This is a genomic window from Vitreimonas flagellata (assembly GCF_004634425.1).
GTDB lineage: Bacteria > Pseudomonadota > Alphaproteobacteria > Caulobacterales > Aquidulcibacteraceae > Vitreimonas > Vitreimonas flagellata.
On sequence record NZ_SBJL01000001.1, the window covers coordinates 269,515 to 282,978 of the forward strand.

Below are 13,464 nucleotides of genomic sequence, written 5' to 3' on the forward strand. Positions count from 1 at the left end.
GCATGTCGCTTCTGCTGAGTGATATGGACCTCGATCGACTCTACCCGGCGCGTCTCGAAACGTGGCCGGACGGGCGCATCATTGCGATCGGCCCCTCGCTAAAGAAGTTCTTGGGGTCAGACACGATCGGCGCCCCTTTGCTCGATGTTTTCGCAGTCGAGCGCCCCAAACGCATTCGCGGCTTCGACGATCTCTTGGCGCGCGGCGTGCCGGTGATTTTGCGCCTTCGGGCGGATGATCGCGTGCATCTGCAGGGTACGGCGCGCGTCGATGGCGGCGTGGTGCATCTTTTGTTGGGCCACACCTTGAATTTGAGCGCGGCGCCAGGCGCCTCCGTGCTGACCCATCGCGATTTTTCACCGGCCGATTGTTCGTCGGACGCATTCCTGGCCGCCGCGGTTCATGCGCAATTCGCCCAGGACGCGCGTCGTATCGCGCACGAGCTGGAGCGGGCGCGCCGCTGCGCGGAAGCCGCCAACAGCGCCAAGAGTGCGTTCATGGCGAACGTCACGCACGAATTGCGCACGCCGCTCAATGCCGTGATCGGTTATTCCGAGTTGATGCGCGACGCCGCCGCCGACGAAGGCCGCGACGATGACGTGCAAGATCATGAGCAGGTGCTCGGCGCCGCGCGCGGCCTGTTGTCACTCATCAATGATGTTCTGGATTATTCGCGCCTTGGTGCGCAGCGGCTCGATCTGGACGTGGAGCCGTTCGATATTCGCTTGATGATGACGGCGCTCTGCGAGGAGATGCGCCCGCTCGCCGCAGCGAACGGGAACACGATTTCCTTTGCTTGCGCTGACGACGTACCGGTCTGCCATGGCGACGCGGCGGTTATCGAGCGTTGCCTGCGGCAACTTGTTTCCAATGCGGTCAAATTCACAGTGCGCGGCGAAGTGAAGTTGCACGCCGGAATCGAGGGCGACGTCCTCGTTGTCAATGTGGAGGACACGGGCGCCGGTATTGCCGAAGAGGCGCTGGGCGACCTCTTTACCGCGTTCCGAAAGCCGCACAGCGAAGGCGGCGGCGCAGGGCTTGGTCTTGCGCTGACGCAGCGTCTTGCGGAATCGCTGGCGGGCGAGGTGATCGCGTCGAGCACGCTTGGCGCGGGCTCGACGTTCACATTGCGTCTGCCGGGACTGTTCGCCGCGACGGCCAACGCCGCCGCTTAAGGATTCAGGTGCCCGATCGTGTAATTCACGATGCGGTCGGCGTCCTTGAAGACTTCGCCGAGATCGACCTTCGTATCGCGCTTGTGGACGTGCGCGGTTAGCGCTTGTTCAAAAGCAAAGCGGCGGAGGTCCAACATGACCTCTTCATCCCATTCGTCAGTATCCGGCTCGAATTCGCTCATCGCCCATCCCCTTCTGGAATCTGGTTGCGCCAAGGCTTCCAGTGCTTCGCGCAAACGCGCAAGCGGGGACGATGAGCGTTGAAGCGCCGGAACAATTAGCCGAAGACGCGCTGGAAGATCATATCGACGCGCGCGAAATGGTGAGCGTCGTCGAAGCACCCATCAATCGTTTTCGAGTCGAGCTTGGCGGTGACGTCGGCGTCGGCTTTCAAACGCTCAATGAGCGAGTTGGCAGGGCGCGGCGGCGGGCTTTGCCACACCGACATCGCGTTACGCTGCACGAGACGATAGGCGTCCTCGCGCGTCACGCCTGCTTGCGTCAGCGCAAGCATGACGCGCTGCGAGTTGTGCAGACCGCCGAGCAGCGCCAGATTGCGCGCCATGTTGTCGGGATAAACGACGAGCTTTTCGATCACCATCGCCATGCGATGAAACGCGAAATCGAGATGGATCGTGGCGTCGGGTCCGATGCCGCGCTCGACCGACGAGTGCGAAATATCGCGCTCATGCCAAAGCGCCACGTTCTCCATGGCCGGCGTCACCGCGCTGCGCACGAGGCGCGCGAGGCCGCAGAGATTTTCCGTGAGCACCGGGTTGCGCTTATGCGGCATCGCCGACGAGCCCTTCTGGCCGGGCTCGAAGAACTCTTCCGCTTCCAAGACTTCCGTGCGTTGCAGATGACGCACTTCCGTAGCCAAGCGCTCAATGCCCGAGGCTACAACGCCGAGCGTTGCAAAGAACGCCGCGTGGCGGTCGCGCGGGATGACTTGCGTCGAAACAGGCTCGACCTCTAGGCCAAGCTTCTCCGCCACATAAGCCTCAACGCGCGGATCGATCTGCGCGAACGTGCCAACAGCGCCAGAGATCGCGCAGGTGGCGATCTCTGCCTTTGCCGCTTTCAAGCGCTCCAGATTGCGGGCGAACTCGGCGTAGTGCCCGGCAAGCTTCAGACCGAACGTCGTTGGCTCGGCATGGATGCCATGCGACCGCCCGATCGTCGGAGTCATCTTGTGCTCGTAGGCGCGCTTCTTCAGCGCCGCCATCACGCGCTCGCAGCCCGCAATCAGCAGATCGCTCGCGCGCGCCATCTGCACCGCCAAGCATGTGTCCAGCACATCGCTCGACGTCATGCCTTGGTGCGCAAAGCGGCTCTCGGGCCCAACGTGTTCGGCGACGCTGGTGAGGAAGGCGATCACGTCGTGCTTCACCTCGCGCTCGATCTCATCGATGCGCGCGACGTCAAACTTGCCCTTGGCGCGGTATTCCTCGGCTGCACTCTTCGGAATGGCGCCGAGTTCGGCCATCGCCTCCATGGCGAGGGTTTCGATCTCGAGCCAGATGCCGTAGCGGCTCTCGGGCTCCCAAATGGCCACCATGTCGGGGCGGGCGTAACGCGGAATCATGGGCGCCTTCTAACGCCCAAGCGCTGTCCCGTCACGCCACCCAGTCGCGGCGCAAGGTCCGGGCTGACAGCAGGAAATGCAGCGCCGCCCAGAGGTACCCGCAAACCCCGATCATCATCGCCCAGCGCAGGCCGACTTCGACAGCGGCCGTGCAAGTGGCGTTTCCTGTGAGCTCCGCACAGGCCTCCGTGGTGAGGCCGGCGCCGGCCAATTGGCCGTTGGCCAGGAAATCCGAGAGCGCGCCAATCACGGGCGGACCCATGCCGTAGCCGATTAAGTTCACAACGAAGAGCAACACCGCGACGGCAGTGGCGCGCATGCGTGGCTCCACCACGCCTTGGGTCACGGCGTACATTGGGCCGAGATAGAAATAGTGTGCGATCGCGGCGATCATCAAAGCCGGCATCGCCACCCAGATGTTCGGTAGCACGAACGAAAGCAGATAGAGCGGCGTGGCGATGAAGAAGCCGAGCGCCGGCAGCCAGGAGAGCGCATTCGGGTGACGCTTGGAGATTCGGTCGGCAAGGAAGCCGCTGGTGAACGTGCCGATCGCGGCGCAGAGGCCGAGAACAACGCCGATGATGGTGGCGGCTTCAAACAGCGAGAAGCCGTGCGTGCGGATCATAAAGCTGGTGAGGTATTGGCCGACGCCGTAGCCGACAAAGCTCGCTAACGCCGAACCAAAGGCGACATGCCAGAAGGTCGGCTTCTTCGCGAGCGCGGCGACGGCTGAGAAGAAGCTCGGCGCATCCGCCTTTGCCGTCGCGCGCGGCGGCTCTTTCACCGTGAGCTTCACGATTACGGCCAGCAGCACGCCCGGTACGCCCAGCCAGATGAACGCCTCACGCCAGCCCACATGCGTGGCAATCCAGCCGCCGCCGACCGCAGCGATCATCGAGCCGATCGGAATGCCAAGCGCATAGATCGACAGCGCCGATGCGCGACGATCCGATGGAAAATAATCTGAGATGACGGAGTTCGCCGGCGGCGTGCAGCCAGCTTCGCCGATCGATACGCCGACGCGCGCGGCAAACAAAGTCGCGTAATTGATGGCGAAGCCGCATGCGGCCGTCATCGCGCTCCACACGCCGAGGCAGACGGCGAGAATTGTCATGCGGTTGTGGCGTTCGGCGAAGCGCGCGATTGGAATGCCAAGCAATGTGTAGAGGATGGCAAAGGCGGGGCCGCCAAGCAGGCCGAGTTCGAAATCGCTCAGGCCGAACTCCGCTTTGATGGGCTCTTGGATGATGCCGATGACCACGCGGTCGATGAAGTTGAAGGTATAAACCACCAACAGGGCGCCCAAAACGTAGGCGCGATAGCCCTTGGTGGCGTAACCCTGAAAGGCCGGCGCGGTGGCGTCGGTCATGCATTTCCCTCCCTCGGCGGGGCGTTCGCCCTCGTTCCAAACAGCACTGTATGGACGGCGCGCCGGGCCGCAAGCGCTGAATTGCGAACGGCTAGAGCAGGCCGAGGGTCTTGAAGCTCGAAACACCGTCGCGGCCTATCACGAGGTGATCGTGGACGCGCACGCTGATCGCTTCGGCCGCCGCCACGATCTCGCGTGTGATCGCGAGGTCAGCAGCGGAAGGTTTGGGATCGCCGCTCGCATGATTGTGCACGAGGATCGCCGACGCTGCGGAAAGCTCCAACGACCGCCGCGCCACCTCGCGCGGATAGACCGGCGCGTGATCCACGGCGCCTTCGTTCATGACCTCGTCGGAGATGAGTTGGTTCTTGGCGTCGAGGAAGAGAACGCGGAATTGCTCGCGCGGCTCGTGCGCCATGCTCATGCGGCAATAATTCACGAGTTGCGACCAAGACGTGATCAACGTGCGCTTGGCCAGTTCGCTCCTTGCCGCGCGCTCCATGATCGCTTGCGCGATCTTCAAATCTTGCGCGCCGGATGGCCCCGCGCCCTTCACTTCGGCGATACGTTGCACGGGCGCTGCGAGCACAGCGCTCAGGCTGCCGAACTTCGCGAGCAACGCCTTGCGAGCGGCTTGGTGTCTTGACGCGGAATGGTGCGAAAAGCATGAGCTCCAACAGCTCATAGTCGGCAAGAGCGGCCGCGCCCGCTTCATCAAAGCGCTGGCGCAATCGCGCGCGGTGGTCGTGAAAGTGCGGCTTCTCCGGCGCGGGCTTGGCCTTTGCAGCAGGCGCACGCGCCATCACGATCGGCGGCGCGCCGTCGAGCTGAAACGGGAAGAGTTCGCTGTCTTCGACGGCGCGTAACGCGCATCGGCTTTCGATTTGCCCCCGCGCCCCGCCATTGATCAGGCCGTGAGCGCGTGCGGTTGATCAAGGCCGGCGGGAGATTTGGTGAAAATCTCAATGCCGTCTTCGGTCACACCAATCGAGTGCTCGTATTGGGCGGAGAGCGACTTATCCTTGGTCACCGCCGTCCAACCATCGCCCAACACTTTCACGGAGGGCGAACCAAGGTTCAGCATGGGCTCCACGGTGAAGAGCATGCCGGGGCGAATTTCTTCGCCTTGGCCTGGCTTGCCGAAGTGCAGAATGTTCGGCGCATCGTGGAAGACGCGACCAAGCCCGTGGCCGCAGAACTCGCGCACGATCGAGCAGCGCTCGCTCTCGGCATAAGATTGGATCGCGTGGCCGAGATCGCCAAGCTTCATGCCCGGCTTGATGATCGCCAGGCCGCGCATCAGCGAACCGTACGTGACGTCCATCAGCCGCTGTGCTTTGCGCGGCACGTCACCCACGCCGTACATGCGGCTCGTATCGCCGTGCCAGCCATCGACGATGACGGTGACGTCGATGTTCAGAATGTCGCCCGAGCGCAGCGTGCGATCGCCGGGGATGCCGTGGCAGACGACGTGATTGAGTGATGTGCAAACCGTATGGCGATAGCCGCGATAGCCGACGCAGGCCGGCAGCGCGCCATGATCGAGCACGAATTCGCGGGCGAGATCATCAATACGGGCCGTGGTGACGCCCTCGCGCGTCTCGGCGACAAGCATGTCCAGGCACTCGGCGGCCAAGCGGCCGGCTTTGCGCATGCCAGCGAACGCGGCGTCGCGGTCGTAAAGTTTGATCTGGCCGATATTGCGCTCAGGGGCCTCGGCGGCGGCTACAAAAGTCATCTGATCTCCGGTTGGGCCAACATAACATAGGCAGCCCGAAAAGGCAGGCGATTGGGGGTGTTTGGACTGGCCTTAACGTGGTGTCATGATGCCGCGCGGGCGGAGCGGAGAGAGACGCATATGCTGAAGAGGTTGGTTTTATTCGTTTTCTGCGTGGCCCTTGGTCTGGGCGGCGCACCGGCCGCGTTTGCGCAGAAAGGCGGCGGCGCTGTGGGCGGGGCGCAGGCGATCACCATCCGGGTCTGCAACAACACCAATGACCCCGCCAACGTCTCGATCTCATACCAGCCCATAAACCAGACCAATTTTTATAACCAGGGCTGGTTCACGGTGGCGCCCCGCGCCTGCAGCGATCTGGCCGAGACCACCAACGGCTATTTCTACGGCTACGCCGAGGTCGTGAACGACGGCTCGCGCTATTGGGGCGGCGATTTCCCGCTTTGCGTGATCTATCCAGGCCCATTCAATTTCTGGAGCGACAATTCCCGCTATTGCGCCAATGGGCAGGAATTGCGGAATTTCGTGCAGATGCAGACGCAATCGTTCGGCGTTTACACGTGGAATTTGGACTGAGCTTTAGGCGGCTTGCGCGCCGGTGCGGCCGATGACGCGGTTGCGCCCGGCGCGTTTGGCTTCGTAGAGCGCCTCGTCCGCACGCTTGATCAAGGTGTCGGCGGTGTCGTCGTTGCGCTCTGCGCAGGCGACGCCGATCGAGACTGTGATGTCGAGCGGCAGCGGTACGCCTGGCACATTGAACGGGCTTGAGCAGATGTGGCGGCGTAAGCGTTCGGCCGCCAAGCAGGCGATATCGCCTGCTGTACGCGGCATGATCACCACGAACTCCTCGCCGCCCATGCGGCAGGCGAAGTCTGACGGGCGCGTATTGGTGGCGAGCCGCACCGCGAACTCGCGCAACACCGCATCGCCTACGTCATGGCCGTACGTGTCGTTGCATTGTTTGAAGTGGTCGATGTCGATCACCATCACGGACACCGCATCGCCGCCGCATTGCGCGCGTTGCACCAGTGGGCCGAGCTGCGCGTTCATGAAGCGGCGATTGTAGAGATTGGTCAGCTGGTCGGTGATCGCCAATTCAAGGCTTTGATCGAGCCGTGAGCGCAGCGCGTCCATATAGCGTTTACGGCGCATCAAGGTACGGCCGCGGGCGATGATCTCGTCCTCGTCGATCGGGCGCGTGATGATGTCGTGCGCGCCAAGTTCGAGCGCACGCACGGCGCGCTTGCGATCATCGGAATCCACGATGGCGAGGATCGGCAAATGCCGCGTTGGCTCGCCGGAACGCATGCGCGCGATCACCCGGAAGCCATCAAAGCTTTTCGCGACCACCGAGACCACGACCAAATCCGGCGCGCCAGCGGCGTTTTCACCGCCCAAAACGGTCACGCGATGCTCGATACCAAGCGCGGCCTGCACGCCCTTGATCTGCGTGGGGTTGTCGTCCACCACGAGCACGTTGCCGGCGCTCAGCCGCAATTGTTCGAGCGGATCGGGGCGCAGCTCTTCTTCGATCACGCCCAGGCGGCGGCCATTGGCTTCGCGCAGGCGCAATTCGTCGGTGACGACCTTCAAGCTGAGCAGGCTCTTCACCCGCGCCATCAGCTGCACGTCGTCGATCGGCTTGGTCAGAAATTCTTCCGCACCCGCTTGCAGCCCGCGCACCTTGTTGTCGCGATCATCGAGCGTGGTGAGGATCACAACTGGGATGTGCCGCGTTTCTGGCATCGCCTTCAGACGCCGACAGGCTTCATAGCCATCGATGCCGCCGGGCATCATCACGTCGAGCAGGATGAGGTCGGGGCGCTCGCGCTTGGCCAATTGCACGGCTTCCTCGCCGCGCTGCGCCATCAGCACTTCGTAATAGTCCGCTGTCAGCTTCGCTTCGAGCAAGCGCCGGTTTGCTTCCAGGTCGTCGACAACAAGGATGCGCGCGCTCAAGCGTGCCCTCCTAGCCGATGAACTTGCGGATGGTTTCGAGGAACGTGGTCACCGAGATCGGCTTGGAGAGATAGGCGTCGCAGCCGGCGGCGAGGATCTTCTGCTCGTCGCCGCGCATCGCAAACGCCGTCACCGCGACGACCGGGATGTGCTTCAGCGTCTCGTCTTTCTTCAGTCGATCGGTGATTTCCAGGCCAGAGATTTCCGGCAGCTGGATATCCATGATGATGAGGTCAGGCTTGTGCTCGCGGGCAAGCGGCAAGGCTTGGCGGCCGTCTTTGGTCTTGACGGTGCGGTAGCCAAAGGCTTCCAGCAAGTCGTTGAACAGCCTCATATTGAGTTCGCTGTCTTCGACGATGAGAACCGTTTTGGCCATTTACCCGCTTCGCTTTTGCGGCCCCGAGAGCCCAGATAGGCTGAAGCTCGGCCTTATAACGCCGAGGCCTTAACAACCCATCGCAATACCAGCAATCTCGTCAGTATTGTTAAGAAGACCTTAAGGATTGAAGCATGCGCCTAGGCGTGGATTTCGGGGGCACCAAGATCGAAGCGGCGCTGCTTGATTCCAATGGCGAAATCCTCGCGCGCCAGCGTGTGCCAAATCCTGGGAACTATTCGGACGCGGTGCAGGCGGTGGCCCATCTGACGGCGCGAATCGAACAGCAAACAGGCAAGCGCGCCGGCGCGGTGGGCGTGGCGATGCCCGGCTCACTGTCGCCCGTCACCGGTATGGTGCGCAACGCCAACTCGACGTGGCTCAACGGCAAACCGTTCTTGGAAGACTTGAAGGTCGCGCTCGCGCGGCCTGTGCGCGTGGAGAACGACGCCAATTGCTTCGCGCTCTCGGAGGCCGTGGACGGCGCAGCTGCGGGCGGGCGCGTGGTGTTTGGCGCAATCTTCGGGACAGGATGCGGCGGCGGCGTTGTCGTCGATCGCAAGACCATCGAAGGCGTCAACGGCGTTGGTGGTGAGTGGGGCCACACGCCATTGCCGTGGGCGCGCGCCGACGAAACACCGGTGCGCGATTGGTGCGGACGTTGGCAATGTCTGGAGCAATGGGTCTCTGGCACCGGCTTCAAGCGCTGGGCCGGCATGAGCGCACGCGAGGCCGACCAAGCCGCCGCCGCTGGCGATGCCAAGGCGATCGTCGCGCTCGATCATCTCGCCGACAAAATCGCACGCTGCCTCGCGGTGGTGATCGACATCATCGATCCGGACGTGATCGTGTTCGGCGGCGGTGTGTCGAACGTGGAGCGCCTATATCCAAGCGTGCACGGCAAGCTGATCGCGCATGTGTTCTCGGACGTGGTGAAAACGAAAGTGGTCAAGAACATGCACGGCGATAGCTCAGGCGTGCGCGGCGCGGCTTGGCTGTTCACGCCGGAGGAAGCGGCCTGAGATGAGGCTCTGCCGCGCCTGCGCGCGCGTCATCGAAGGCGCAGGCTGCGTCTGCGGCGAGGATTTGCCGGTGGAGCACGTTGAGCTCAACCAGCTCTCCATCGCCCACCTCGATTGCGACGCCTTCTACGCCTCCATCGAAAAACGCGATGATCCAAGCCTGGAGCCGCATCCGGTCATCGTCGGCGGCGGCAAACGCGGCGTTGTTTCGACCTGCTGCTACGTCGCTCGCGCGTACGGCGTGCGCTCGGCCATGCCGATGTTCAAAGCGCTGAAGCTCTGCCCGCAAGCCAAAGTCGTGCACGGCGAAATGGGCAAATACGTGGAGGAAGGCCGCACCATCCGCCGCATGATGGAGGATCTGACGCCGCAGGTGCAGCCACTCTCCATCGATGAAGCCTTCATGGATTTGAGCGGCACCGAAGCGCTGCACGGCGGCTCGCCGGCGCAATCCTTGATCAAGCTACAGAACAAGATCTGGGAAGAACGACGGCTCACCGTTTCCATCGGGCTCAGCTTCAACAAATTCCTGGCCAAGACCGCCAGCGATCTCGACAAGCCGCGCGGCTTCTCCGTCATCGGTCGCGGCGAAGCGTTGGCCTTCCTTCAAAGCCGCGCCGTCTCCACGCTCCCTGGCGTTGGCCCGGCGGGCGCGACCGCGCTTGAGGGCAACGGCTTAAAGAAGATCGGCGACATTCGCCTCGTCGGCCCGCAGCGCATGCGCGCGCTCTACGGCGATTGGGGCGCGCATCTGTTCGCGCTGTCGATGGCCGACGATCCCCGCATCGTCGACCCGAACGGCGAGCGTAAAAGCATTTCGTCGGAGACCACCTTCTTTGCAGACGTCTCCGACATCGAAGCGCTCGAAGACATTCTCTGGCCGCTCTGCGAGAAGGTCGCCGCCCGCTGCCGCGCCGCTGAGACCGCGGGCCGCACGCTCACGCTGAAGCTTAAGGACACGCGCTTCAAGATCGTCACGCGCCGGCGCCAATTGCCGGAGCCGACATTGCTCGCGCATCGTATCTTCGAAACCGCGCGCGAGCTGTTGGCCGGCGACGCCGACGGCCGCACCAAATATCGGCTGATCGGCGTCGGCCTCTCCGATTTCAGCGACCCCGCCGACGCCGATAAAGGCGACATGCTCGACACCGAAACCCCCAAGCGCGCCGCCGCAGAAGCGGCCATCGCCAAGGCGCGCAGCAAGTTCGGCAAAGACGCGGTGCAAACGGGCCGGGCGCTGAAGGCGGAGTGGGATGACGAGTGAGTATTGTGCGGCTAGTAGATGTCCAACACGCTGAGGGAGCATCAGATGGGCCGGGTTGACGCGCGTTTGCAGGAATTGGGCATCACTTTGCCGACGCCGCCGGCCCCGGTGGCCTCCTACGTGCCGTACGTGGTCTCGGGCAATCTCGTGTACGTTTCCGGTCAAGTTTCGGTGGACGCGAGCGGCGGCATCAAGGGCAAGCTTGGTGATGCGATTGAGGTCGAGGAAGGCCAGGCAGCCGCACGGCTCTGCGCCCTCAACCTGCTGGCGCAAGTGAAGGCGGCGTGCGGGGGCGATCTGGATCGTGTCAAGCGCGTGGTGAAGCTGGGCGGCTTCGTCAATGTGACGGCCGATTTCAGCCCCATCCCCCAAGTCGTAAACGGTTGCTCCGACGTCATGGTCGCTGTGTTCGGGGAGGCGGGCCGGCACGCGCGCGCGGCAGTAGGCGTCGCGAATTTGCCACTGGATTTCGCAGTCGAAGTCGATGGCGTTTTTGAAATAGACTAGCGCTATGGACGGCACGGACGCGCTCTCGATCTCCGTAATTGGCGACCTCGCCAATATCGAGCGTGATGTGTGGGATGGCTTGGCCAATCCCGCTGATACGCCGTTTGATCCCTTTCTCTCCTGGGATTTTCTGCAAGCGCTCGAAGAGAGCGGCTGCGCGACCGCCGCCAGCGGTTGGCAAGCCGCGCACCTGGTCGCGCGCGAAGCCGGCGGCGCAATCGTCGGCGCCATGCCGCTCTACGCCAAGGATCATTCCTACGGCGAATACGTGTTCGATCACGCTTGGGCCGATGCGTTGCACCGTGCCGGCGGCAATTATTATCCAAAGCTGCAATGCGCCGCACCGTTCACACCCGTGCCCGGCCGTCGGATATTCGCGCGCGACGCCGCTATGGAAGCGGCTCTCGCACAGGGCGCCATTGGCCTCGCGCAGCGCGCCGGCGCATCCTCGGTGCACGCGACGTTCGCCAGCGAAGAGCAGTGCCAACGCCTCGCATCGCTCGGCTATCTCACGCGCGTCGGCCTCCAATATCATTGGTTCAACCACGACTATACGAGCTTCGCCGACTTTCTCGCGGATCTCTCATCGCAGAAGCGCAAAACCATCCGCCGCGAACGTGAGCGCGCCAGTGAAGGGATGCGCATCAAACGCCTGCATGGCGACGACATCAAAGCCCATGACTGGGATTTTTTCTTCCGATGCTACATGGATACGGGCTCACGCAAATGGGGCTCGCCGTACCTCAATCGCAAATTCTTCGATCTGCTCGGCGAGCGCATGCGCGACAAATGCGTGTTGTTCATCGCCGAGTGCGATGACACGCCGATCGCCGCCGCGCTCAACATGATTGGCGGCGATGCGCTCTATGGCCGTTATTGGGGCCGCGTCGCGGACGTGCCGTTCCTGCACTTCGAGCTTTGCTATTACCAAGCCATCGACGTCGCGATTGAACTCAAGCTGCCGCGCGTGGAAGCCGGCGCGCAGGGCGATCACAAGCTCGCGCGCGGTTATGTGCCTGCGCCGACCTATAGCGCTCACTGGATTGCCCATCCGGGTTTGCGCACAGCGATCGCGCGCTATCTGGAAGCAGAGACGCCGGCGATCGTGAACGAGGCCGAAGTGCTCGCCGAGCATACACCGTTCAAGAAGTCCGAATAGCCGGCGTAGGCTGGCGCAGCAGATAGTGCAGCGGCACGCCGACGGCCATCAGCACGACGCCCCAGAATAACACCTCAAGGCCTGACCCAAACGCGGCGAACAGCGAATAGACCAAGCCGATCACAGCGATCGCCGCCCAAGCCGGCGCTGAGCGCGCGGAGTGCCGTAGCTCCGCCAGCGAGACCACAACGTAATAGATCAGCCCCAGCGCCGTCGCCATCATCAGCAAGAATGTGAACGCGCCGATGAGGCCGCGCGAATAGTTCAAAAGCAGAAGCAGCGACGCCAGTGTCGACGAAAGCAGCAACGATAGATACGGCGAGCCGCCCTTTGTCGTCGCCGCAAGCCAACGCGGTGCGAGGTTATCGAGCGCAACGGCCATCGGCATTTGCCCGCATGTGAAAATGAGTCCGTTCAGCGTGCCGGCCGTCGCGATCAGTGCGCCCGCGGCGATGAAGTTTGGCCCCCACGCGCCAAACGCGCGGGCGGCTTCGGCGAACGGCGCGGTCGATTGCGCGAGCTGCGCGGGCGGCACCAGCAACATCACGGCGGCGGTGGCGCTAAGGTAGATCACGACCACCGTGATCATGCCAGTCACGAGCGCGCGCGGAATGGTGCGTTCGCAATCCTTCACGTTGGTTGCGGGCAGGGTCACGACCTCGAAGCCGGTGAATGGCCAGAGCGCAATCAGTGCAACGGCCGCGAGCGCGGCGATGACAGGTTCGCCGGATGGATTGAAAGCTGGCAGGTTCGCCGGCGTACCGACGGTGAAGCCAAGACCGATGATCGCAACGAGCGGCACGATCTTCAGCACCGTCAACGCGATCTGCGCCGCGCTCATTTCCTTCAAGCCGCGAATGTTGATGAGCGTGAACACGCCGATCAACGCAAGTGCGCTCAAGGCTTGTCCGACGGGATTGTCGTTCAGCGCCGACACGAAAACGGTCAGATAGCCAACGAACGCGATCGCCACGACGGGGATGCCCATCAGGAAGGAGAGCCAATAGGCCCACCCCATGAGGAAGCCGGTGAGGTCCCCGAAGGCGGCGCGCGAGTACGCGTACGGCCCGCCATTGCGGCTGGTGCGTGCGGCGAGCTGGCCAAAGATCAACGCCAGCGCGATCGAGCCGCCGCCGGCGATGATCCAGCCGCCGAAACTGAGCAAGCCATAAGGCGCGAGCAGCGTCGGCAACATGAACACGCCGGAGCCGATCATGCAGCCCACCGTGAGTGACCAACACGACCAGAAGCCTAAAGGTTTGCCCGCTTGTTCGCTCATGCCGCCCCCGTCTTCGGCGAGCATGCACGAAGCC

Annotated in this window: 13 protein-coding genes and 1 pseudogene; 6 read left to right on the forward strand and 8 right to left on the reverse strand. The window is 63.1% G+C overall.

The features are described 5' to 3' along the window. The first annotated feature begins 2 nt into the window (after positions 1-2). Entirely contained in the window at positions 3-1,175 is a 1,173-nt protein-coding gene (locus EPJ54_RS01395) for a sensor histidine kinase (RefSeq protein WP_135209882.1), read from the forward strand. On the opposite strand, the gene EPJ54_RS01400 is transcribed toward EPJ54_RS01395, so the two are convergent. The 5 genes and pseudogenes from EPJ54_RS01400 to map all read right to left on the reverse strand — a co-directional run bounded on the left by EPJ54_RS01400 (position 1,172) and on the right by map (position 5,867). Next, entirely contained in the window at positions 1,172-1,357 is a 186-nt protein-coding gene (locus tag EPJ54_RS01400; protein ID WP_135209883.1) for a hypothetical protein, read from the reverse strand. The two genes, EPJ54_RS01395 and EPJ54_RS01400, sit on opposite strands and share 4 nt — an antisense overlap. Before the next feature lie 95 nt (positions 1,358-1,452). Then, complete coding sequence (gene purB, locus EPJ54_RS01405; RefSeq protein ID WP_135209884.1) at positions 1,453-2,760, reverse strand: adenylosuccinate lyase; 1,308 nt, start codon at positions 2,758-2,760, stop codon at positions 1,453-1,455. 31 nt (positions 2,761-2,791) lie between these two features. Beyond that, positions 2,792-4,129, reverse strand: a complete 1,338-nt coding sequence (locus EPJ54_RS01410; protein WP_135209885.1) for a spinster family MFS transporter — start codon at positions 4,127-4,129, stop codon at positions 2,792-2,794. Positions 4,130-4,220: 91 nt separating this feature from the next. Further along, positions 4,221-4,932 (reverse strand): annotated as a pseudogene (gene radC, locus EPJ54_RS01415) (RadC family protein). 104 nt (positions 4,933-5,036) lie between these two features. Beyond that, positions 5,037-5,867, reverse strand: a complete 831-nt coding sequence (gene map / locus EPJ54_RS01420; protein ID WP_135209886.1) for a type I methionyl aminopeptidase — start codon at positions 5,865-5,867, stop codon at positions 5,037-5,039. 120 nt (positions 5,868-5,987) lie between these two features. On the opposite strand from map, the gene EPJ54_RS01425 reads away from it, so the two are divergent. Then, positions 5,988-6,440, forward strand: a complete 453-nt coding sequence (locus tag EPJ54_RS01425; protein WP_135209887.1) for a DUF1036 domain-containing protein — start codon at positions 5,988-5,990, stop codon at positions 6,438-6,440. A 3-nt stretch (positions 6,441-6,443) separates the two neighbouring features. Here EPJ54_RS01425 and EPJ54_RS01430 read toward each other — a convergent pair whose 3' ends face one another. Further along, positions 6,444-7,823 (reverse strand): PleD family two-component system response regulator, encoded by a 1,380-nt coding sequence (locus EPJ54_RS01430; protein ID WP_135209888.1) that lies wholly within the window; start codon positions 7,821-7,823, stop codon positions 6,444-6,446. A gap of 10 nt (positions 7,824-7,833) precedes the next feature. Next, entirely contained in the window at positions 7,834-8,199 is a 366-nt protein-coding gene (locus EPJ54_RS01435) for a response regulator (RefSeq protein WP_135209889.1), read from the reverse strand. 134 nt (positions 8,200-8,333) lie between these two features. On the opposite strand from EPJ54_RS01435, the gene EPJ54_RS01440 reads away from it, so the two are divergent. The 4 genes from EPJ54_RS01440 to EPJ54_RS01455 are packed head-to-tail and all read left to right on the forward strand — an operon-like array spanning position 8,334 to position 12,151. Beyond that, complete coding sequence (locus tag EPJ54_RS01440) at positions 8,334-9,221, forward strand: ROK family protein (protein WP_135209890.1); 888 nt, start codon at positions 8,334-8,336, stop codon at positions 9,219-9,221. 1 nt (position 9,222) lies between these two features. After that, a complete protein-coding gene (locus EPJ54_RS01445) occupies positions 9,223-10,485 on the forward strand; it encodes a DNA polymerase IV (protein ID WP_135209891.1) in 1,263 nt (420 codons plus the stop codon). A gap of 45 nt (positions 10,486-10,530) precedes the next feature. Then, the gene (locus EPJ54_RS01450; RefSeq protein WP_135209892.1) at positions 10,531-10,992 is read left to right on the forward strand and encodes a RidA family protein; all 462 of its coding nucleotides are present in this window, start codon (positions 10,531-10,533) and stop codon (positions 10,990-10,992) included. Between the two features lie 4 nt (positions 10,993-10,996). Beyond that, entirely contained in the window at positions 10,997-12,151 is a 1,155-nt protein-coding gene (locus EPJ54_RS01455; RefSeq protein WP_135209893.1) for a GNAT family N-acetyltransferase, read from the forward strand. Here the strand turns inward: EPJ54_RS01455 and EPJ54_RS01460 are convergent. After that, entirely contained in the window at positions 12,135-13,454 is a 1,320-nt protein-coding gene (locus tag EPJ54_RS01460; protein ID WP_135209894.1) for an APC family permease, read from the reverse strand. The genes EPJ54_RS01455 and EPJ54_RS01460 overlap by 17 nt on opposite strands. Between the last annotated feature and the right edge of the window lie 10 nt (positions 13,455-13,464).